Annotated in this window: 20 protein-coding genes; 8 read left to right on the plus strand and 12 right to left on the minus strand. The window is 29.0% G+C overall.

The genetic code is table 11. The features are described 5' to 3' along the window. Positions 1–27: 27 nt before the first annotated feature. Genes ABNT14_RS06235 through ABNT14_RS06245 form a run of 3 tightly spaced genes read left to right on the plus strand, consistent with a single transcriptional unit; the run spans position 28 to position 5,187 of the window. The gene (locus ABNT14_RS06235; protein WP_101901600.1) at positions 28–609 is read left to right on the plus strand and encodes a condensin complex protein MksE; all 582 of its coding nucleotides are present in this window, start codon (positions 28–30) and stop codon (positions 607–609) included. Further along, entirely contained in the window at positions 593–4,327 is a 3,735-nt protein-coding gene (locus ABNT14_RS06240) for an ATP-binding protein (RefSeq protein WP_101901598.1), read from the plus strand. Before ABNT14_RS06235 ends, ABNT14_RS06240 begins: the two co-directional genes overlap by 17 nt. Positions 4,328–4,338: 11 nt before the next feature. Further along, on the plus strand, positions 4,339–5,187 hold the full coding sequence (locus ABNT14_RS06245) for a DUF7281 domain-containing protein (protein ID WP_101901596.1): 849 nt from the start codon (positions 4,339–4,341) through the stop codon (positions 5,185–5,187). A 72-nt stretch (positions 5,188–5,259) separates the two neighbouring features. On the opposite strand, the gene ABNT14_RS06250 is transcribed toward ABNT14_RS06245, so the two are convergent. Both ABNT14_RS06250 and ABNT14_RS06255 read right to left on the minus strand, forming a co-directional pair. Further along, on the minus strand, positions 5,260–7,836 hold the full coding sequence (locus ABNT14_RS06250) for a DEAD/DEAH box helicase (protein WP_101901594.1): 2,577 nt from the start codon (positions 7,834–7,836) through the stop codon (positions 5,260–5,262). Between the two features lie 10 nt (positions 7,837–7,846). Beyond that, a complete protein-coding gene (locus ABNT14_RS06255; protein WP_101901592.1) occupies positions 7,847–8,641 on the minus strand; it encodes an SH3 domain-containing protein in 795 nt (264 codons plus the stop codon). Positions 8,642–8,730: 89 nt separating this feature from the next. Between ABNT14_RS06255 and ABNT14_RS06260 the strand changes: the two genes are divergently transcribed. Continuing rightward, positions 8,731–9,942 carry an RsmB/NOP family class I SAM-dependent RNA methyltransferase gene (locus ABNT14_RS06260; protein WP_101901590.1) on the plus strand — a complete coding sequence of 404 codons (1,212 nt, stop codon included), beginning with the start codon at positions 8,731–8,733 and terminating at the stop codon, positions 9,940–9,942. A gap of 76 nt (positions 9,943–10,018) precedes the next feature. Here the strand turns inward: ABNT14_RS06260 and ABNT14_RS06265 are convergent, their stop codons facing one another. From ABNT14_RS06265 to ychF, 6 genes are all read right to left on the minus strand, one after another. Then, positions 10,019–10,804 carry a LysM peptidoglycan-binding domain-containing protein gene (locus ABNT14_RS06265; protein ID WP_101931015.1) on the minus strand — a complete coding sequence of 262 codons (786 nt, stop codon included), beginning with the start codon at positions 10,802–10,804 and terminating at the stop codon, positions 10,019–10,021. Between the two features lie 46 nt (positions 10,805–10,850). After that, positions 10,851–11,477 carry a trimeric intracellular cation channel family protein gene (locus tag ABNT14_RS06270; RefSeq protein ID WP_101901587.1) on the minus strand — a complete coding sequence of 209 codons (627 nt, stop codon included), beginning with the start codon at positions 11,475–11,477 and terminating at the stop codon, positions 10,851–10,853. Positions 11,478–11,489: 12 nt separating this feature from the next. Further along, positions 11,490–12,608 carry a DEAD/DEAH box helicase gene (locus tag ABNT14_RS06275; protein ID WP_101901586.1) on the minus strand — a complete coding sequence of 373 codons (1,119 nt, stop codon included), beginning with the start codon at positions 12,606–12,608 and terminating at the stop codon, positions 11,490–11,492. 29 nt (positions 12,609–12,637) lie between these two features. Next, positions 12,638–13,030, minus strand: coding sequence for an acyl-CoA thioesterase (locus ABNT14_RS06280; RefSeq protein ID WP_101901584.1), 393 nt, complete (start codon positions 13,028–13,030; stop codon positions 12,638–12,640). A gap of 499 nt (positions 13,031–13,529) precedes the next feature. Beyond that, positions 13,530–14,201: a DUF2461 domain-containing protein gene (locus ABNT14_RS06285; RefSeq protein WP_101901582.1), complete on the minus strand. Its 672-nt coding sequence runs from the start codon at positions 14,199–14,201 to the stop codon at positions 13,530–13,532. Between the two features lie 186 nt (positions 14,202–14,387). Continuing rightward, positions 14,388–15,479, minus strand: coding sequence for a redox-regulated ATPase YchF (ychF, locus tag ABNT14_RS06290; RefSeq protein WP_101901580.1), 1,092 nt, complete (start codon positions 15,477–15,479; stop codon positions 14,388–14,390). A gap of 164 nt (positions 15,480–15,643) precedes the next feature. On the opposite strand from ychF, the gene ABNT14_RS06295 reads away from it, so the two are divergent. From ABNT14_RS06295 to folD, 4 genes are all read left to right on the plus strand, one after another. Then, positions 15,644–16,210, plus strand: coding sequence for an RNA polymerase sigma factor (locus ABNT14_RS06295; protein ID WP_101901579.1), 567 nt, complete (start codon positions 15,644–15,646; stop codon positions 16,208–16,210). Positions 16,211–16,285: 75 nt separating this feature from the next. Then, entirely contained in the window at positions 16,286–16,639 is a 354-nt protein-coding gene (locus ABNT14_RS06300) for a hypothetical protein (RefSeq protein WP_101901577.1), read from the plus strand. A gap of 175 nt (positions 16,640–16,814) precedes the next feature. Then, positions 16,815–18,143 (plus strand): signal recognition particle protein, encoded by a 1,329-nt coding sequence (gene ffh, locus ABNT14_RS06305; RefSeq protein WP_101901575.1) that lies wholly within the window; start codon positions 16,815–16,817, stop codon positions 18,141–18,143. 81 nt (positions 18,144–18,224) lie between these two features. Beyond that, on the plus strand, positions 18,225–19,100 hold the full coding sequence (gene folD / locus ABNT14_RS06310; protein WP_101901574.1) for a bifunctional methylenetetrahydrofolate dehydrogenase/methenyltetrahydrofolate cyclohydrolase FolD: 876 nt from the start codon (positions 18,225–18,227) through the stop codon (positions 19,098–19,100). A 70-nt stretch (positions 19,101–19,170) separates the two neighbouring features. On the opposite strand, the gene ABNT14_RS06315 is transcribed toward folD, so the two are convergent. From ABNT14_RS06315 to ABNT14_RS06330, 4 genes are all read right to left on the minus strand, one after another. Then, positions 19,171–20,898 carry a thiol-activated cytolysin family protein gene (locus tag ABNT14_RS06315; protein WP_101901572.1) on the minus strand — a complete coding sequence of 576 codons (1,728 nt, stop codon included), beginning with the start codon at positions 20,896–20,898 and terminating at the stop codon, positions 19,171–19,173. 594 nt (positions 20,899–21,492) lie between these two features. Then, positions 21,493–22,551 (minus strand): peptide-methionine (R)-S-oxide reductase MsrB, encoded by a 1,059-nt coding sequence (gene msrB, locus ABNT14_RS06320; RefSeq protein WP_101901570.1) that lies wholly within the window; start codon positions 22,549–22,551, stop codon positions 21,493–21,495. Positions 22,552–22,636: 85 nt separating this feature from the next. Further along, positions 22,637–22,921, minus strand: coding sequence for a hypothetical protein (locus ABNT14_RS06325; RefSeq protein WP_101901569.1), 285 nt, complete (start codon positions 22,919–22,921; stop codon positions 22,637–22,639). Next, complete coding sequence (locus tag ABNT14_RS06330; RefSeq protein ID WP_101901567.1) at positions 22,918–23,472, minus strand: RNA polymerase sigma factor; 555 nt, start codon at positions 23,470–23,472, stop codon at positions 22,918–22,920. The genes ABNT14_RS06325 and ABNT14_RS06330 overlap by 4 nt, the downstream gene beginning before the upstream one ends. Between the last annotated feature and the right edge of the window lie 31 nt (positions 23,473–23,503).

Consider the following 23,503-nt stretch of genomic DNA (forward strand, 5'->3'; position numbering starts at 1 on the left):
AAAAAAGACTAAAAAAAAGACTAAAAAATGCTATCAAAACACACCGCTACTATTTTTGAAACACTAAGAAAAGGACACTTTATAAGTTCAAATAGCCCGAATGAAAAAATAAAAACATTGTATAAAATTTTAGACGATGAAGAAACTTTTGAGCAATTATACGAGTATTTTTATCCTATAAATTACATTTTAGAACAAGGCGATGACTATTTTTATTTTAGTCGTCCTGGTGAAAAAAACATTGATTTAGAACGGAAAATAAACAAAGCCTTTGAATGGATTGATATTTTAGATTTCTTTAAAACCTACGATTCTTCTTTTGATGTCGGTGTTCGATTTACAGCATCAGAAATTGATAGTCAATTAAAAAATAACGCCGATTTAAAAAATAAATTGAAAAACTTAAAAGGAATCGGTAAGGAAAATAAGGAAATAAAAACACTGGATAGCATTAAAAAAATAATCGACAAATTAGTAAAAGATAACTATATAAGTCTCGAAAATGAATTGACAGAAACTTATAAAGTTCTTACTTCTTTCCACTATTTAAAAGACCTTATCGATAGTATTAATATTCCTCAAGAAACTGAAAATGAAATACCTGAATAAAATAATTTTTATAAATAGTGCCTCTGTAAAATATGCAGAAATAGGGCTCAACGGAAATGTACATTTAATAGGAACGCAAGGAGTTGGAAAAAGTACGCTTTTACGTGCTATTTTATTTTTCTATAACGCCAACAAAAATAAATTAGGAATCCCTAGTAAAAAGAAACGTTTTGATGATTATTATTTTGAATATCAGAACTCTTACATTATTTATGAAGTGATAAAAGACAACATTCCTTTTTCTATTTTAGCATATAAAGTAAATGGAAAAGTGGCGTTTCGTTTTTTTAAATCGGAATATAAAAGAACACTTTTTATCGACCAAAATGGAAAAGCTGAAAATTGGGAAGGAATTAGACGTAATTTCGGGAAAGATATTCATTACACTAAAATAATATCGAGCTATGAGGAATATCGAAAAATATTATATGGCGACAATAAAAGTTTAAATTCTGAATTTAAACAGTATGCTTTGATGGATAGCAAACAATATCAAAATATCCCTAGAACCATACAAAACGTACTGCTAAACGCTAATTTAGAAGCCAAAGATATTAAAGATACGATTATTAGTTCTATTAGCGAAAATGAATTTAAAATAGATATTGAAAATTATTCCAAAACTCATTTAAAAGATTTTGAAACCCAAATAAAGGATATTAATCTTTGGTTTAAAAAAAATAGAAAAGGTGAAATAACGATTAGAAATCAAGCAGATAAAATTATTAACACGTATCAAACACTAAATTATTTAAAAAAAGATACACTAAAATTAACCGTCAATTTAGCCAATAGATTGCAATATATTAAAAATGAAAACCCTAATTTATTTGTTAGTTTATCGAACGAAAAAAATACGCTGAGTATTTTATCGGATAAAACCGAAAATTTAAAAAATGTACACAAAAAAAGAGAACAAAATATAATTTCTGACATAAAAGTTCTTGACCAAAAAATAAAAGAAGCCAAACAAAAATTAATAAAATACGAAAATCAAAATATTTATACCTTAATTGAAAAAGTTGCCCAAAAAGATACGCTGACAAATGAAAAAGAAGCCAAAATAAATGAAAAACAACTTTTAACATCCCAATTTTCAGGAATAACAGAAAAGTATAAAAATTTAATTTCACAAAATAAAAATCAATATAAAGAATTTGAAAATGATAAAAATGCCGAAATTAACAAGGCTGAAAGTACTTTTTCAGATGAAAAATTGGCAATTGATACTTTTTATAATGATGTAATCGCTAAAATAAAATTAGCGAATCAAGAAGAAATTACAAAAAACAATAATGAACTAAAATTGCTTATCGATAATGAAAATAACATCAAAAGAAAAAAAGCCGAATTAAAACATAAAATTTTCTTTGACGATGAAATAAAAAATTGCAAAAACGTAAAAACTACATTAAAAAAAGAAATTTCAGATGCTAAAACTGAAATTTCTAACGCTAATAAAGAAATAAAAATTGTTCGTAAAGAATGGGAATTAGAAGAAGTAAAAATTAACGAAAAAGTCAAAAATATTCTTGAAAAAAAACAAGAAAATCAACAAAAAAATTCAACTGAAATTACACAGATTCAAAACAATCTGAAAGAAAATAAATCGTCTTTATATGGTTGGCTAAATGATACCATTCCTAACTGGGAAAATACCATTGGAAAAGTCATTGACGAAAAAAATGTACTTTTTCAAACCAATTTAAACCCCAAAAAACTAGAATTAACCAAGAAGTTAGATGAAAATACCACTAATTTTTTTGGCATTGAACTGAATTTAAATGCTATTGATAATCGCATTAAAACAGTTGAAGAATATCAGCAAGAAATAGAAAACTTAACACAAAAAAATGTCGATATTCAAAATGAAATTGATAAAATTAACGAAGAAAAAAACAACGATTTAAAGAATCTGAAAATAAAATTTAGGAAAAAATTAAGTATTTTAAATGATTCTATCTCAGAAAATGAATACATAATTTCTAAAAATAATCAAAAGTTAAAAACGAATAAAATTACGCTAGATGAGTGGATAGAAAAATCTGCTTCAGAAAAAACAAAAATTCTCCAAGAAAAAGAAGAGTCTTTAGATAAAATTTATAGCGAAAAAGATACGTTTACCACAAATTTAGAACGCATCGAAAAAGCAATTGCTCGTGAAATATCGACCAAAAACAATAAAAAAAAGACCGAAATAGATAGCATTGAAAATATAAAAAACACAGCTATTCAAAAATATAAAAATTCGATTTCAAAAGAAAAAACAACCTCCGACAACAGAATTAAAGAACTTGAAAAACAACAAAATTCGGAACTAGAAACCAAAGGAGCAGACAATAAAAGAGTATCAGAAATTGAAAAAAGAGTATCGGAAATTGAAAAAAAATTAACTTTTATCAAAGAAAATGAAACATCGGTAATCGAATATCAAAAAGATAAACGAGAACTTTTTGATAAAGTTCCCGAATTTAAAATATCAAAAGCTGATTTCGTAAAAAAACAAGATTCTTTAGTAAAAGAACAAAAAATTGAACAACATAAATTTGATAAAAAAGTTAAACATCAACAAGAAGAAGTTCAAATTATTGATGCTAAAATAAAAGAATTTAATACTGATCTAGAAGCTTTCAAAGATTTTAAAACAACAGATGCTTTTTCAAGTATAGAAGATTATTTTTCAAAAGAAATTCAAAAAAACAATACAGAAACAAACACTTCTAAAACAGGTATTTCAGCCGTTTTAATTATAGAAGAATTAACTCAAAAATATTACGGAAGTATTCAGAAACTTAACGATTTAAAACAAAATATCAATTTATTTACAGGGAATTTTGAAGAACAAAATATTTTTAAATTTAAAATAAATCTTAATGAAGATACTGAATTTTATGATTTTGCAATCACATTAAAAGAATTTATAAACGAAGATAAAATAAAAGAATTTGAAAAACGAGTGAATGAACACTTTGCCAGTATTGTTGAGCAAATCGCTAGAGATACCAAAGAAATTATATCGAAAGAAGCCGAAATTGAAAAAACTATCCGAAAAATAAATACTGATTTTAGAACTAAAAACTTTGTTGAAGCTATCAAAAACATGGAAATGAGAACTCAAGAAAGTTCGAATCCTATTGTAAAATTATTAATTGAAATCAAAAATTTTAATGATGAAAATAGTGATTTATTAGGCATAGAAAATTTATTTACAACAAACGAATCGGGAAATAAAAACAATAAAGCCATCGATTTATTAAAACTATTAGTCAAAGAAATCAATAAATCAAAAAAATCAAGTTTAACACTTTCAGAATCTTTTGATTTACAATTCAGAATTGTTGAAAATGATAATGATTCTGGTTGGGTTGAAAAATTATCGAACGTAGGAAGTGAAGGAACAGATGTTTTAGCAAAAGCAATGATTAATATTTCTCTTTTAAATGTGTTTAAAAACAATGCGTCTAAAAAAGATGAAAGCTTTAAATTGCATTGTATGATGGACGAAATTGGTCGATTACATCCAAATAATATAAAAGGAATTTTAGGCTTTGCCAATCAAAGAAATATCTTGTTAATTAACGGCTCGCCAACAAGTCAAAACGCTACCAATTATAAATATACCTATCGATTATCTAAAGAACAATCAAAAACTGACCGTAAAAAATACATCACAAAAATTACACAATTAGTAAAAGTAACCGCAAAAGTTCTTAATTAATAATATAAAAAATGAAATTAGCTCTTAAAACAGCAAAAATACTAATACGGCTAATTGCTGGTGAAAAAGTGACTGCAAGTTCTGCTAAAAGTAAATTAATCGACGATTTAATTGCTGAAAATATTCTATGGACAAAGGGAAAACATCATAAAACAATACACCTTAAAAATGAAAAAGCATTAATCACCTATATTTCAAATCAATTAGAAATTAATGATTTAGAAAATTATATTTCGGCTTCAGAAAACGAAAATACAACTCGTGCCGATTTTGTTAAAATTACTACGGATTCAAAAAACTCAAAAGAAAGAGCTTTTAAAGGTTTTTTAATCAATAGTTACACGCCTATTAAAGCCAAATTAAATAATCAAGAATTCATTATACATCCAACAATTGGAAGTTTTATTTTTATCTCTGATTTTGAAACTTTTAAAATACCTAAAAACACGATTATTATTGGTGTTGAAAATTCTAGAAATTTTAGACATATTCACGAGCAAAAATATTTATTTAAAGATATAAATGCTCTTTTTATTTCTCGCTATCCACAAAATCAAAATAAAGATTTTATAAAATGGATGCAATCTATTCCTAATAATTACCTGCATTTTGGCGATTTTGATATTGCAGGTATTGGAATTTATATCAATGAGTATAAAAAACATCTTACTGAAAAAGCAACATTTTTTATTCCTAAAAACATTCAAAAAGCAATACACGAAAACGGAAATAGAGACCGATATAATATTCAAAAAATGAATTTTGATATAAAAAATATTCAAGAAAATGAATTATTAAAACTTATTCAAATTATTAATATCGAAAAAAAAGGTTTAGACCAAGAATTTTATATTCTTTAAAAAAACACCTCAACAAGGGGCTTTAACCTATTGCCATTATTATTAATTCCTAAATTTTAATTTTTAAAAAAACTAACTAATATTACTCCAAAGCCCGTTTGATTTTTGTAATTGCGTATAGACTTTCAATAGATTTGCATTTTCATGTTTCGAAAAAGTTGCATCATTTTCTAAAACAGCGATTGCGGTTTGACGGGCTTTTTGTAGGATTGCCGTATCTTTTACCACATCGGCAATTTTTAGGTTTAATACACCACTTTGTTGCGTTCCCATAATATTTCCAGGACCTCGAAGTTTTAAATCTACCTCAGCAATTTTAAAACCATCGGTGGTATCGACCATGGTTTGTAAACGGGTTTTACTATCGGATGACAATTTAAAACTCGATAATAAAATACAATAACTTTGCGAAGCTCCACGCCCTACTCTACCTCGCAATTGATGCAATTGACTCAAGCCAAAACGCTCGGCACTTTCAATAACCATTACCGAGGCATTTGGTACATTTACGCCAACTTCAATTACCGTTGTTGCTACCATTATTTGAGTTTCGCCTTTTATAAAACGATTCATTTCAAATTCTTTATCGGCAGGTTTCATTTTTCCGTGAACGATACTTATTTGATATTTTGACGATGGAAAATCTCTCGAAATACTTTCGTAGCCGTCCATTAAATCTTTATAATCCATCGCTTCCGATTCTTCAATTAACGGATACACCACATACGCCTGTCGCCCTTTGTTTATCTCATCTTTCAAAAATTTAAAAACCGATAAACGATTACTATCATACCGATGCACCGTTTTAATTTCCTTACGCCCTGGCGGTAATTCATCAATTACAGAAATATCTAAATCACCATAAACCGACATGGCTAAAGTTCGTGGAATTGGTGTTGCTGTCATCACCAAAACGTGTGGTGGAATTGATTTTTTTACTGCAACGGTAGGCAAACTATTTAAAGTTGCAATGATTCTTTTTATTGTTTTATCTAGTATATTTTCAAAATTATTTTCAAGGTTATTTTTTAAGCTATTTTCAGGCGAATTTAAAATTTGATTTTCATCTAACCGAACCACTTTATAACCGAATGCAGTTAGAATTTCGGTACGCAAATTCATGGCTTCTTGCTGTTTTTCGGTCGTGTGATATTTTCCTATAACCTCTATAATCAGTTTTTTTTCTAGGCAGATAAAATCAATTAAAAAATCTTCAATAAGATAATATCTTCGGAATTTAAAACCCGTTTGTTTATTTTTTAAAACTTCCCACAAAGCTCTTTCTGCTTTCGATGTTCTGTTTTTTCGTTTAAAGGCAATTTCTTTAATTAATTGATACGAATCTGAATTTTCATCCTTATATTTTTGATGAATATTTCTACCTTTTTCATTCAGAATTACAGGCGGTTGATTTTTCTGCCATAATTTAGAACGCTGTGCTACCCCAAAGCGATGTTGCTCATCAATAATAGCGATTCCTAAATTTTTAAATAATACTTTATCTTCTAAAACAGCGTGTGTTCCTACCAAAATATGTATTGATTTATCTTCTAAACCTGTATGAATTTCACGTCTTTTTCTAATTCGGGTTGAACCTGTTAATAATTCAACTTTTATCGTTGTTCCTTCTAAAAGCTCCGTAATTCCGTTATAATGCTGAATCGCTAAAATTTCAGTTGGCGCCATAATTGTTGCCTGATAGCCGTTATCAATTGCAATTAACATACTTAACAACGCTACAATTGTTTTTCCTGACCCCACATCGCCTTGCAATAAACGATTCATGTGTTTTCCTGAACCCACATCTATTCTGATTTCTTTTAACACTCTTTTTTGAGCATTTGTTAATTCAAAAGGTAATTTATTAGTGTAAAAATCGGTGAAATTCTCGCCTATTTTTTCAAAAACAGCACCTTTTATTTTTGATTTTCGGATGCGTTTTTTCTGTAATAATTGAATTTGAATAAAAAATAATTCTTCAAATTTTAAGCGATATTGTGCTTTTGCTAATAATTCTTGATTCTTAGGAAAGTGAATATTTAATAAGGCTTCTTTTTTAGCTAATAAATTATTTTCTTCGGATACATAATCAGGTAATGTTTCTTCTATTTGCTGAATTATTTCTTTGAAAAGTTCTTGAATAAAACCACGCAAAATTTTATTGGTAATTCCTTTATTTGCTAATTTTTCTGTCGATGGATATACAGGTTGCATCGCCGTTTGAAGCTTACTTTTATACTCTTTTAAAGTTTCCATTTCAGGATGTGGCATATTTGCCCGACCGTTATACCAATTTAATTTTCCATAAATCACATACGGAACATCGGTTTTTAAGCTGTTTTTTATCCATTTAGCACCTTTAAACCACACCAAATCTAAAAAACCTGTGCCGTCAGAAAAAGTTGCCACTAGCCTACTTCCTCGTTTTTGTTCAATTTCTTTAACGGCTGTTATTTTACCAACTATTTGAACCTCAGCAGCGTTTTGTACTAATTGATTAATCGGATAAAACTGGGTTTTATCAATATAACGAAACGGAAAAAGATGTAATAATTCATTACAAGTTTTTATCCCTAATTCAGTAAATAATAATTCTGCTCTAGCTACACTAACGCCTTTTATATATGTTATCGGATGATTTAAATTCATTAAATACTAACTAATCTTTATTTTGAATAAATGTTTTTCCTTTCCAAACTAACTCTTTTTTTTCTATAATTATTTTGGTATGGTTTGTTTTTTCGTCTAAAATCTCTCCTATTTCTTTTTCATATAAAATTACTCCATCCTTACCATTTTTATTTCTTGGAAAAATTAATTCCTCTCCAAACCAATTTCCTCCATCTCCTATTTGAGTTAATTCTATTGCTTTTTTTAATGTGCTTCCATCATTAAACAAATAATAACCTCCGCCGTTAAAACCACATGATTCTACTATAAAATCAATATAAGCCATATTTTCTATCGACGTTACACCCTGACTATCAAAAGTTTTCATTGAAAAACCCTGTTCAACCCCTAATAAAGATGAATTTTCTAAATACGGTTTATCTTCATTAACAACTCTTACTATTATATAATATGCTGAATTTTCTTTTTTCAAAGAAAGTAAATATTTAGAATTATCAACTTCTTTTTTATCTAAAGAAATAAGCCCACCTAAAATAAAACCTGTTGAATTTTTATATGCTACTTTATACCAATAACTGTTAATTCCATTATAAAATAAAAAATTAGCTGTTTTTTCTAAAACAGTAATTTCAGCACCTATTTTTAATAATAAAATCACTTTAGAATTTACATCTGAAGCTTCTCTTAATTTTACATTATCACCAAAAACATATCTTATTTCATTCGCTGGAAATTCATTTTCTTTTCCAAATATGTTTTCTTGAGCTGTTACATTAAAAAAAACAGCTAAAAACAGTATTAAAGTTAGTATCAATTGTTTCATTTATTACTTTTTTAGCATGATTTTTTACTCAAAACGAAAGTACAAAAAACCATTAAAATCCACTATCTTTGCACCCATAAATTCACCAAATGAGATTACATAGAAATTTAGTTTACGCAGTTATTGACAGTTTACGTGACGTTTTTAATGATGACGTATATGCCGATAAAGCTGTTGAAAAGGCATTAAAAAGAGATAAAAGATGGGGCGCACGTGATAGAAAATTTGTTGCCGAAACTATTTATGACATCGTACGATGGAAGCGTTTATACGCCGAAATTGCAGATGTGAAAACTCCATATTCACGACCAGATTTATGGCGTTTGCTAGTAGTTTGGTGTGTATTAAAAGGAATTAAATTACCAGACTGGAATCAGATTGAAGAAACGCCTACAAGACGAATCAAAGGACGTTTCGATGAACTTTCTCAAATTAGAAAATACAGAGAATCTATTCCTGATTGGATTGATGAATTAGGAATCAAAGAATTAGGTGAAACTGTTTGGACAAAAGAAATGGCGGCATTAAACAAACGTGCCGATGTTATTTTACGTACCAATACATTAAACGTAACAAAAGAACATTTACAAAAAGATTTACAACAAGAAGGTATCGAAACGGAGTTTGTAAACGGTTGTGATGATGCCTTGCGTTTAGTAGAACGTGCCAATGTTTTTAAAACAGAAGCATTTCACAAAGGATTTTTTGAAGTTCAAGATGCTTCTTCGCAATTAGTAGCGGCTTATTTAGATGTTGCTCCAGGAATGAAAGTTATTGATACCTGTGCGGGTGCTGGAGGTAAAACATTACATTTAGCGGCATTAATGAAAAATAAAGGGCAAATTGTTGCCATGGATATTTACGAAAGTAAATTGAGAAAGTTAAAAATTAGAGCTCGTAGAAACGGTGTTAGTAATATCAATTTAAAAGTAATTGATTCTACCAAAGTAATTAAAAAATTATACGGAAAAGCCGATAGAGTTTTAATTGATGCTCCTTGTTCTGGTTTGGGTGTTTTACGTAGAAACCCTGATAGTAAATGGAAATTACAGCCTGAATTTATTGATAATATCAAAGAAATTCAGCAAGATGTTTTACAAAGATATTCTAGGATGGTTAAACCAGGTGGTAAATTAGTATATGCTACCTGTTCTGTGTTGCCTTCAGAAAATCAAGAACAAGTTGAACTGTTTTTAGCCTCGGAAGATGGAAAAGATTTTACCTTTGTAAAAGACCATAAAGTATTAGCCCATGAATTTGGATTTGATGGTTTTTACATGGCTCAATTAGTAAGAAAATAATTTTTTGCGACATTTCATATATTAAAAAAGCTCGAAACTTTAAAGTTTCGAGCTTTTTTTAATGTATAAAGAATTATTATTTTATTTTCAACTTTTGTCCAATAGCAATCGTATTATTTTTAATATTATTTAATTCTTTTAATTTTTTTACAGCTATTTTATATTTAGAAGCTATTCCGTATAAAGTTTCTGTTGCTGTAACAGTATGATATTTAACTACCGCTTTTTTACCTGTAACAACAGCTACTTTTTTTGCTATAACTTTCTTTTCAACAACAGGATCTTTTTCTACAATAAGCGCAAAACGTTTTGCATATTCTTTATTTAAAGCCGTTTTAGTTTTAGGGGTATCTTTAGAACTCGTTTTAGTTTTTGTTTCAGCTTTAGCCTTAGCTTTGTTTGCTATTATTACTTTATTTTTAGCAATTGGTTTATCTAAAGGTTTAGGCGTGGTTTTTATTTGAGTTTTAGAGTTTACTTTCTTAAAAAAAGCAGTTTTTTCCGCCTTACTTTGCCCATAACCAATTACAACTTCTTGCCCTATTTTTAAGGTATCAAAATTAGTCATGCTATTTAATCGGTATAACCTGGATAGTTTTACATCATATTTTCTTGAAATAGTACTTAATGTTTCTCCTTTTTTTACCTTATGGCTAATTGTTGGGTCAAAGGCTAGCTTTCCCGAAGGTTTTACCGCGGCTTTTGTAGGATATTTTTTAGAAATACTTCCTGTAATTAAATTCATATAGGCTGTTTTATTATCTAAACTAATAATATCCCATCCTGCTGGTAATTTTTTTTCTTGTGAAAAAACAGTTATACTTATAAACAATAAAAACACTAAACTAAATTCTTTCTTCATCTCGTTTTTTTTTAAATTTTGATAAAATATCTTTTTTTCTATAAAACTAACCCAATTCACCCAAAGCATCGGATTTTATCTTTGGTAATTCTAATTTATATTTTACTACAATTGATCGTATTAAAAACACAACCAGTGTTGGTATTACAAACTGAAGGTCTTTATTTATATTAAATTCTTCTAAAATAAGATATACCACTCCACCTGCCAAGCAAGCGGATGCGTATATTTCTTTTTTAAATATTAAAGGAACTTTTCGGGTGAGTACATCTCTAAGAACACCTCCAAAAACAGCAGAAACCATTCCCATAACCAAGGCTACAAAAGGATGTAAATCATACGATAAACCTTTTTCTAAACCCAATAAAGTAAACACACTAATTCCAATAGTATCAAATAAAAACATGGTTTTACGTAGTGGCGCTATTTTACTTCTAAATAAAAAAGTAAAACCAACGGCAGTTAAAATTGTCCAAATATAATTAAGGTCGCTAATCCAATTTATGGGGTGTGCGTTAATTAAAACATCTCGAATCATACCACCACCCACAGCGGTAACAAAGGCGATAATAACAACACCAAATACATCAAATTGTTTTTTCATTGCCACCAAAGCACCACTAATGGCAAAAGCAAATGTTCCTGCAATATCAAGGGCGTAAATAATATCCACTGAAAATACTAATTAAATATTAATTTCTGAAAACTTTATCTGCAAAGTTCTTTCTACCTCTTTAATATTATTTCTTTCGTTATTTAAAATCAATACTAAAGAAACACCTTTTTTTCCTGCTCGGGCAGTTCTTCCGCTTCGGTGTGTGTAATATTCTAATTGTTCTGGTAATTGGTGGTGTACTACAAAACCTAAATCTCGTACATCAATACCTCTTGCGGCAACATCTGTAGAAACTAAAATTTGAAGACTCTCGTTTTTAAAAGCTCGCATTACCTTTTCACGATCTCTTTGCTGCATATCACCTTCTAAAGCGGCAACCGAAAAACCATCATCTTGTAACAATTTTGTTAATTTTTGCACACCTGCTTTTGTTCTAGCAAAAATGATGCCTCTTTCTGAAGGTTTTTTTTCTAAAAATTTTACAATTACATCTACTTTTTCAGGAATAGTCGTTTGTATAAACTGATGCGTAATATTAGCATTTACCAACGAATTTTTATTCACCTCCACTTGTTTTGCCGATGAATCCATGTATTTTTTGATGATATTTCTAATTTCATCGGGCATTGTTGCCGAAAATAACCATGTTTTTCTAGTACCTGAAGTGTATTTTAAAATACGATTTAAGTCTAACTTAAACCCCATACTTAGCATTTCATCTGCCTCGTCAAGTACCAAAGTATTGATATCTTTTAAATTTACTTCACCTCTTTCAATCAAATCGATTAAACGCCCTGGAGTAGCTACAATTACGTGGGTCGTTCTTTTTAAGTTATTTATTTGACGGTCTATTTTTTCACCACCATAAACAGCTTCTACAAAAATTTTATCATCTACATATTTTGTAAACTTAAATAATTGTTTTTTTATTTGCTGTACCAATTCTCTTGTTGGTGATAAAATTAAAGCCTGAACTGTATCTTTTGAAGCGTCAATTTTATGTAAAACAGGCAGTCCATAAGCCGCAGTTTTACCCGTTCCTGTTTGTGCTAACCCAATAAAATCAGCATTATTTTTCAATAAATATGGTATTGCCGCTTCTTGCACTTCAGTAGGTTTTGTAATCCCTAATTCCTTCAGTCCTTCAACGTATTGTTTTTGTACTCCTAACCCTTTAAATGTTGTCATTTTCTATATATAATGTGCAAATATATTGCTTATTTTTTTTTTAAAAGTACGTTTGTAACTTCTTTAGTTATTCTTTTTGGTTTTTTAGTTTTTGCGTCTAATAAACAAAAGGTCGTTTCCGATTTTACTAATAAATCAGTGCCTTTGTGTATTTCAAAATGACGAACAGAACGGATTCCTTCGGTTTTACCAACCCATGTTTTTACACTTATTTCATCGCCTAGAACTGCTTGTTTTTTGTAATCAATTTCATGACGAATTACAAACCAAACATAATCAGGTTTAGCAATATCTTTTATTAGCAATAACCAGTGTGCGGCAGATACTTCTTGCATCCACTGTACATACACCACATTGTTTACGTGCTGATACTCATCAATTTCGTTTGTGGTAACAGTATATTTTTTTTCATAAAAATTCATATAACAAAACTACATGAATGTTACTTAAAATACCACTTAATTTTCTTTCTAATTACATTTTTATTTCAGTAACATTATAACCGAGGCAAATTATTTTTTTTTGAAGCAATTTCCCGCTTTCCGCACTCGCTTTTTTTGTTTGAAAAAAACAAAAAAGAGCTCAAACAAAGCTTCAATCGGGGCTAGGCATTTGTACTAATTTCAAACCATTCGATTCTTTTGATTGTAACCTGTAACTCTTTTAAATTCTGTTTAAATTCTTACATTCTATTATAAAAACTCAAAACAACCTGTCAGTTCGAGTTATTTTTTATTCTTCAAAAAAATTATATCGAGAACTTTTTTAGCATAAAAATTCTCGATACTTTTAATTCTTTTTAGTTATTAAAATCACTCGAATTGACAAAAATTATCAAAAAAAAATCGTAGAAAAAATTTAAACAAGCTCCTAGACCTCACGGGTTTTAAAAACCTGTGAGGTCTGTTTCTTTTGAGGATTTTAAAGTAAACTTTCACCGTTTAAATTGGTTGTTAATACCTCGCTCATCAAATTAAAAAAAGGTCGTAAAGCTTTATAAGAAATATCAATTTCTGATAAAAAATTATTAGAGAACACTTCTTTGTCGCTAAAATTACGCACAGCGATAAATCCTTTTTTACGCAATAAATCAATATCAGGATGATTTTTATCAAAACCTCTTGGCACGGTTTTTACTTCATCGCCTTCAAATTTAGTTCCGAAATTTTTCACAAACTCAGGATTCTCTAAAATTTCTCTAAACTCAGAAGCATCGAGTTCAATTTCTTTTCTAATACGTAGTAAATCTTCTTTATTAGGCTGCCAAAATCCACCGGCTAGAAAACTGTTTCCTGGTTCAATTTGTAAATAATAACCACCTCTTAAATGACTTCCTTTTCGTGAAAATGACCCTGAAAAATGTGTTTTATACGGCGTTTTATCTTTTGAAAAACGAACATCTCTATAAATTCGGAATAATTTAAAGTTATCAATAACATCGTGTATTTCTAGGTTTTCGCCTACTTTTCCATAAAACTCTTTTACGCTTTTTTGAACCTCAACAAAACGTGGTTTTTGATCGGTAAACCAATCTCTATTGTTATTTTGTTTTAAATTTTCTAAATATTGAAATATTGATTTATCTACTTGCATATTTATTAACGCTATTTTATTTTGATAAGATACAAAAAAACGCTGTAGAATAATCTACAGCGTTCTGGTTTTGCGTTAGGGATTGAACGGCTTGTTTGAGCTCTTTTTTAAATTTTTTCTATTTAAAAAAAGCGAGTAGTGAAAGCCCGCCCGAACGCCCTAATTATTATTTTAAAAATTAAAAAATTAAACGTTAAATCTGAAGTTCATAATATCGCCATCTTGTACAATATATTCCTTTCCTTCAACCCCTAATTTCCCTGCTTCTTTTACTTTTTGCTCACCACCTAAAGTAATGTAGTCGTTGTATTTTGTAACCTCAGCTCTAATAAATCCTTTTTCGAAATCGGTATGAATAACACCTGCTGCTTGTGGTGCAGTATCGCCAATATTAATGGTCCAAGCACGCACCTCTTTTACTCCTACAGTAAAATAAGTTTGTAGGTTTAATAACCTGTAAGCGGCTCTAATTAAAACCGATGCTCCTGCTTCTTTTAAACCGATATCGGCTAAAAACATTTCACGTTCTTCGTAGTCGTCTAACTCGGTAATATCAGCTTCGGTACCTACAGCTAAGACAATTACTTGTGCGTTTTCGTCTTTTACTGCTTCTCTTACTTTGGCTACATAATCGTTTCCGTTTACTGCCGATCCTTCATCAACATTACAAACGTATAACACTGGTTTTGCCGTAATAAATTGTAATCCTGTTACAATTTCTTGGTCTTTTTCTGAAAAATCGATGGCTCTTACTGATACTCCTTGTAATAAAGTTTCTTCAATTTTTAATAAAACCTCTAATTCTATTTGCGCTTCTTTATTACCAGTTTTAGCCGTTCTTTTTACACGCTCTAAACGTTTTTGAACAGTTTCTAAATCTTTTAATTGTAACTCAATATCAATGGTTTCTTTGTCTCTAATAGGATCAATAGAAGCATCAACGTGAATAATATTTTCATTATCAAAACAACGTAATACGTGAATAATTGCATCTGTTTCTCTAATATTTGCTAAAAATTGGTTTCCTAAACCTTCTCCTTTACTTGCTCCTTTTACTAAACCAGCAATATCTACAATTTCTACAGTTGCAGGCATTACTCTCTCTGGGTTTACCATACCTTCTAAAACCTGAATTCGTGGGTCTGGCACATTTACTACACCAATATTAGGTTCTATCGTACAAAACGGAAAGTTAGCACTTTGCGCTTTTGCGTTTGATAAACAGTTAAATAATGTTGATTTTCCTACGTTTGGTAATCCTACAATTCCAGCTTTCATTCTATCTTTTTATTGAAAATTTGCGTTTGCAAATATACTTGTTTGCTTTCAATTTTAAGGATTTATTTAAAGCTCTATTAACTTTTTTAAAAAAAGAATGAAAAATGATTAAAATATTTTTCACTACATTTAAAACGTATTAACCTAAATATCAACCCTTCTTTATGAAAAAACTATCTGACGAAATTTTATGGAAATCATTAAAAGAAGGTGATTTAATTGCTTTTGAAGCACTTTTTAAAAACTATTACGAGCCTTTATTTAAATACGGTTTAAAAATTTCAAGAAATAAAATAATTACCGAAGACTCACTTCAAGATTTTTTTATGTATGTATATGAACATCGTGAAAACTTAAGCGATTTAACCAAAATTACGCCTTATCTATTTGTTTCTTACCGACGTTTTTTAATTAAAATTATTCAAAAAAATCAAAAAAACAAACTTCTTGGAGATATAAACCAGCCTATTGTTGATATTCACTTTACACCTGAAGAGTTTCTTACAAATCAAGAATCAATAGCTTTTAGAAATAAAAATTTAACAGCTTCGTTAAATAAACTTTCTAAAAAACAACGAGAAGTGTTGTATTTAAAATATAATTGCAACCTAAAAACACCTGAAATAGCCGAAATTATGGAGATTAACTACCAAAGTGTACTTAATCATATTCATAAAGCTATAAAACGATTGCGTGAAGATGTTTTAATTTTACAATTATTTAATGCCTAAATTTGCAGTCTTAAAAAGAGTATATATTTTTAGTAAATTACTTTTAATAGTATACTTCTGTTTGGCACTTGCAAAATGACACACAAAACATACCATAACATTGCTGATTTTTTAAAAGATACTTCCTTTAAAAATTGGGCTTTAAATTCAAACCTAAGCGATGTTTCTTTTTGGGAGTATTGGTTAAGTAATAATATCGATAAAAAAGAATTCGCCCAAGAAGCTAAAGCAATTATTATAGGGCTTCAATTTAAAGAAAACCCTATTGATTCCAAACAAATAAACCTTGCTTGGAATACTTTTGAAGCTAAAATTTTAGAAAAACAACAGAAAACTAATAAAAATACTACTGTTAATAAACTATTGTGGGTTGGTATTTTTAGTGCTACGTTTTTGATAAGTTTAATAATATTTTTACTCTTTTATTAAATTACCACAAGCCTTTGCCTCTAAAAAAATAGAAATTAAAACAAGATTCGCTATAAATGCTATTTTAATTAAAAAAAAGCAACAAATTGAACAAAATCAAACAAACTGCTCTTAAAAAACCACAGTCCTTACAACTAAATTATTATATTTGTAGCTCTAAAAATGATGCCGATACATGTTTAATAATTTAAGTGAAAAGTTAGATAAAGCGTTACACACGCTTAAAGGACACGGAAAGATTACCGAAGTTAACGTTGCTGAAACTCTAAAAGAAGTTCGTAGAGCTTTATTAGATGCCGATGTTAACTTTAAAATCGCCAAAGAATTTACTAAAAGAGTACAGCAAAAAGCCATAGGACAAGACGTATTAACTACGTTAAACCCAGGACAATTAATGGTTAAATTAGTTAAAGATGAATTGACCGATTTAATGGGTGGCGACACTGTTGGTATTAATTTAGGAGGTTCAATGAGCGTTATCCTAATGTCTGGTTTACAAGGGTCTGGTAAAACTACTTTTTCAGGTAAATTAGCAAACTTCTTGAAAAATAAAAAATCGAAAGAAGTATTATTAGTTGGTTGTGATGTGTATCGTCCTGCGGCTATTAATCAGTTACAAGTTGTTGGTGAGCAAATTGGTGTAGAAGTTTATGCCGAGGTTGACAATAAAAACCCAGTTGAAATTTCTCAAAATGCTATTAAGCATGCAAAAGCAACAGGGAAAAATGTAGTAATTATTGATACCGCTGGTCGTTTAGCTGTTGATACAGAAATGATGGATGAAATTTCAAACATTCATAAAGCTATTAATCCGCAGGAAACTTTATTTGTTGTCGATTCTATGACAGGGCAAGATGCTGTAAATACCGCAAAAGCCTTTAACGATATTTTAAATTTTGATGGTGTTGTACTAACAAAATTAGATGGTGATACTCGTGGTGGAGCTGCTTTATCAATAAAATCGGTAGTAAATAAACCGATTAAGTTTATCGGTACTGGTGAAAAGATGGATGCTATTGATATTTTTCACCCCGATCGTATGGCAGATCGTATTTTAGGAATGGGAGATGTTATCTCATTAGTAGAACGTGCCCAAGAACAATACGATGAAGACGAAGCTAGAAAACTTCAGAAAAAAATTGCAAAAGATCAATTTGGTTTTGATGACTTTTTAAGTCAAATTCAACAAATCAAAAAGATGGGTAGCATGAAAGATTTAGTTGGAATGATTCCTGGGGCGGGTAAAGCCTTAAAAGATGTTGAAATTGATGAAGGCGCTTTTACAGGGATTGAAGCAATTATTCAATCAATGACTCCGCTAGAAAGAAGTACTCCTTCAACTATTAATGCGAGTCGTAAAAAACGAATTGCAAAAGGTTCTGGAACATCAATTCAAGAAATAAACCAATTGATGAAGCAGTTTAACCAAATGAGTAAAATGATGAAAATGATGCAAGGTGGCGGCGGAAAAAAGATGATGCAAATGATGCAAAACATGAAATAATTAAAATAAAATATATTAAAAAGAGAAGCCGTGGCTTCTCTTTTTATTTAGATATAATTATTAACAACAACACCCTACAAAATGATTTTACTAGACGGTAAGAAAACATCAGCAGATATTAAAGAAGAAATTGCTATTGATGTATTAGATTTAAAAAATCAGGATAAAAAAACACCTCATTTAGCTGCTATTATAGTTGGTAACGATGGTGCAAGTTTAACATATGTTAATGCAAAGGTAAAAGCCTGTGATCGTGTCGGTTTTGAATCTTCTTTAATTCGGTTATCGCAAGATATCACAGAGGAAGAATTATTAAATGAAATTGCTATTTTAAACATTGATAATGATATTGATGGTTTTATAGTGCAATTACCTCTACCCGATCATATTAATGAACAAAAAATATTAATGGCAATAAATCCCGACAAAGATGTTGATGGTTTTCACCCAACAAATGTTGGTAAAATGGCATTAAATTTACCTACTTTTATTTCAGCAACTCCTTTCGGAATTTTAGAATTATTAGACCGATATAAGGTAGAAACTTCGGGTAAACATGTAGTGGTTATTGGACGTAGCCATATTGTTGGTAGCCCAATGAGTATTTTATTATCTCAAAAAAGAACTGTTGGAAATGCGACTGTTACTTTAACACATAGTAGAACTAAAAATTTAAAAGAAATTACCTTACAGGCTGATATTATTATTGCAGCTTTAGGAATACCCGAATTTTTAAAGGCAGATATGGTAAAAGAAGATGTAACGGTAATTGATGTAGGTATTACCCGTGTTGCCGATTCGTCTAAAAAGAATGGTTTCCGTTTGGTTGGTGATGTTGCTTTTGATGAAGTTTCAAAAAAATCAGCATTTATAACGCCTGTTCCTGGCGGAGTTGGCCCTATGACTATTGCAATGTTATTAAAAAACACCTTGTTAGCTTGTCATAGAAATTCATAAAATAAAAAACAAATTATATAAATAAAAAGGAGGTCAAATTGACCTCCTTTTTTTAAAACTATTATTATTGTTAATTCAAAAAATAGATACTATATTTCAAAGATATTTTATCATATTCTCCACCGTAGTACCCATCAATAGCATTTAAAAATTCAAATGAATTACCATTGTTATTTTTTGGTACAGAAATTAATTTATTACGGCTATCATAACCTATCCATTCTTTTTTTTCTGCATTATACTCATATATAATAGCAGCAGTACCTCCATCTTCTTGAACTACATAATGATCATCAGCTTCACCAGCAACAGATACTAGTCTAAATCGCTCACCATTTACTTGATCTACATCAAAATCAATAAATTTACTGCGATTCCAAATATTTTTTGTGGTATCAAATTTGTAAAAATCCCTTACTACGTGCTCATTACTAAACCCCCAATTAATAGAAGATCCTATACTATACCAACTATTTGTAGCTTTATTAAATTTTTGTACACTTAATTTTCCAAATAATTCTAAACCAGAAGTACCATGATCGTACCCCCAATAATTAGTAGAAACAGTTAATGGGTTAAATCGTACTTTTTTTCTACTTACAAGTTCACAATCTCTTTGCACATACTTAACATTGCTTACAACCTTAAAAGGAGAGTTATTAGATACGTAATTTACTTTATACGAAATAGGATATCCTGGATTTGTTCTAGATACATTTGCTCCTTCTTTTAAGAAAGTATTTATAGCTTTCAAATCACCCGATACCGCACTTAAACCTGCAGTTATTCCTGGTTGTGCATCTCCACCAATTTGCTTTACTTTTACTGTAGTATTCTGTAATGTTTGATTATATTTTGTAGAAACATCAGCTTTAACAGAACCTATAGCGCCTTTATATGCAAAATTTAATGCAGCCGAGACATCTTTAGCACTCTCTGAAGATTCATAAATCAAAGAAAATAATCTACCATATGTTATAGATTCGATATAAGAAGCTGGATTCATATTAACATTTGAAACATTTTCCTTATAATCAGTTACATAATTAGTAAGATTTTCAGGAGTTACACTATTATTAAACCATCCTCTATCACCTATTAATTCAGCCTTAGGCGTTACTGTTGCAGTAAAAAAACGTTGTTTTAATGAAACTACATAACGTGTTTTTTTATCACTAAAATTAATTCCTAATTGACCAGCAACATCAACTCCTGAACCTGAGTAACCAGCTTTTAAAGCAAATTGTAAATCACTTGAGTTATGAACTCTTTCTATAGATACTTCAAATGCTGCTGGAAAACGAGCTCCTGAATCATAGTAGTTTCCTAAAATTCTATTCAACTCATTTCTCACAGAACCGGGTGTTGGGTTCGGAATAATTGTAGATGTAGATGCAGATGTACCTGAAATAACATCTAAACCTATCTCAATTGAATTTCTATCTCTACCATAAAATGGAACAGATGTTGGTGATCCATCTTGAATAGACCTTGCTCCGACTAAGTTACCTGGCCATAACAAGCTTCCATTTGGATTAATTAGAAAAAAATCTGAATCTGTTTTATCAAAACTTACTTCTTTCTCTTCACAATTTGTTTCAACCTCAGATCTTAAACCTCTATTGTATTTGGTAATATCTTTAATCACTAAATTACTAATTCCATCTGGAATATCTTCATTTAAAAATTGACTTTTAGATGCTTTTAAATTTTTACCATCAAAAGTCTCTTCTTCATTACAAGATACTAGCATAGTTAAACATAATGCAAGTACTGTAAACCCTCTATATTTCTTCATTTTTAAAATATATTTATGTGTTAATTATAATTTATTTAAAATAAGGAAACAAATCAGATTAACCGATTGTTTTTTGAACAGTATCACACCAAAGAAGTCACTCCTTATTTTCATATCTCTTATTATGAAATATAAATATAGGATTTTAAACAGCTATAATGACATATTACAAAAGTAATTTGTCACGCAGTTCGATTGCACTCGGGGGATATGCCATCTCTTATTTCTAGTAAAAAGACCATTAATTACAAATGACTAGTATATCATATTAAGGTTAAATTACATACTGGCAATTTACACTTTCATCATTAATAAACTATTAATAATCATTATAAATTATAACAAAAATGAAAACACTCATATTCAAGTAGATACATATAGTGAAATTATAAAAATCCCTTAATATCAAAATTATAAGAGTTTAATTTTACAATTTTTATAGAATAAAACGGCTGGTAAATTTTATTTAATAACAATTTTGTAACTATTTTTTAATCATAAATACTTAATAATTATAATTATTTTTCGTTTAGATAACTCACTCTTTATTTTTATTAACAGATGATGAGTAACCTACACAAAACAAGTCTCTATTTATTTATCTAACAGATAAAGAAATTTTTTATACTTCCCTCTTTTCATTTCTTCTTTAGAAATAAAACGTAAAGAGGCACTATTAATACAATATCTTAAACCTCCTTTATCAGCAGGGCCATCATTAAATACATGTCCTAAGTGAGAATTTCCTGTTTTACTACGTATTTCAGTACGAAGCATACCTAATGTTTTATCTGTTTTCTCATAAACTGATGATTTACTTAAAGGTTTTGAAAAACTTGGCCATCCACAACCAGACTCAAATTTATCCGTAGATATAAATAATGGTTCACCTGTTGTAATATCTACATAAATCCCCTCTCTAAATTCATTCCAATATTCATTTTTAAAGGGCACTTCTGTAGCATTTTTTTGTGTTACTTCGTATTGTAAATTACTTAATTTATTTTTAAGCGCTGTATCACTTTGTTTTTTATAAATCTGATTGTTTGAATCTGATATTCGATTAGCCTCTTTCGCCATTTGAAAAAAGAATTTAGGAATATGACAATATCCTGAAGGATTTTTATCTAAATACTTTTGATGATACTGTTCTGCTCGATAATAATTTTGTAATATATTAGATTCTACCACAATAGGGTTATCATATAATTTAGTAAGTTCGTTTAAAGTTAACTTTACAATAGCTTCATCTATTTTTTCAGTATAATATATACCTGTTCGATACTGTGTACCTATATCATTTCCTTGTTGATTAAGTTTTGTTGGATCAATAATTTTAAAAAATAATTTTAAAAGTTTTTTTAATGTAATTTGAGCTGGATTATATTCTACTTTCACTGTTTCCACAAAACCTGTTTCCGTAGTAGATATAATTTTATAAGTCGGATTTATAATTTTTCCATTAGCATACCCAACCTCGGTATTTATAACACCTCCGATTTGTTGTAAAAAATGCTCTATTCCCCAAAAACAACCTCCTGCGAGATAAATTTCCTTATTTTTTATCATTATTTTTTCTGATACTTGAGCATTTAAACACTGTGTAATTACAGTAAATGCAAACAAAAACATTAAAAAATTTATTTTTTTCATATTTATTAATTTTTACAAAAAAGATACTTTGGTGACCTTTATATATATAGTCGAAAAATTTTATAAATACTGACAAAAAATAAAATTAAATATTTATTTTATTTTTAATTAAACCCTTAAACTCCTGTATATCAGATTTATTTATTTTTATTTTTTTATTCTCTTCTATCATTTTTTTTGATAGAAGAGAATCTATTTTTTCAAATTTACGTTTATAAGAAGCACATGATATACATACGTATAAATGAAAACTAAGCCATTTTTCATTGATAAATGAAAGATTTCCTGTATTTTGTTTTTCTATTAAAATTGGAATTTTTTCACATGGCTTAATAATAAAATGAATTAACTTATTAATCGTTGTTTTCATAATTTTTCAAACCAATTTAATTCTATACATTTCCTTAATTGCATACGACTTCGTTGAAGTATTTTCCACAAGTTATTTAGGGAAATATTCAATTCACTGCAAACCTCATTGTTCTTTTTTTCTTTTAAATAATAAAGTTTTACAACAAGTAACCATTGAGCAGGTAAATCTTCAATACATTTATCTAATGTACTATGTAGTGAATTTTGATTTTCTTGTTCATTTAAATTTTGATCCCAATCATTAAGAATTGAATTATCTGTCCAAGAACCTGTTTTCGAATCAAAAAAATTTACTATATTAATGCTTTTAGTATTACGATATTTTTTTCGATAAAAATCGGCAACTTTATTTTTAAGAATAGTTTGTAACCAAGTAAGTGGAGTACTTTCTTCTTTAAAATGATGATACGCTTGTACTGCAGAAACAAAAACTTCTTGTACTAAATCTTTCGCATCATCTCTATTTTCTAGTAAAAATATAGCTCTTTTAAGTAATGGTTCTGAATAAAGATCTACCCATTGGTTAATTACTATTTCTTTATCTTTCATATTTAAAGTACACATCTAAAATGAATAAAAA

The organism is Tenacibaculum dicentrarchi, assembly GCF_964036635.1.
In the GTDB taxonomy this organism is placed as follows: Bacteria; Bacteroidota; Bacteroidia; order Flavobacteriales; family Flavobacteriaceae; genus Polaribacter; species Polaribacter dicentrarchi.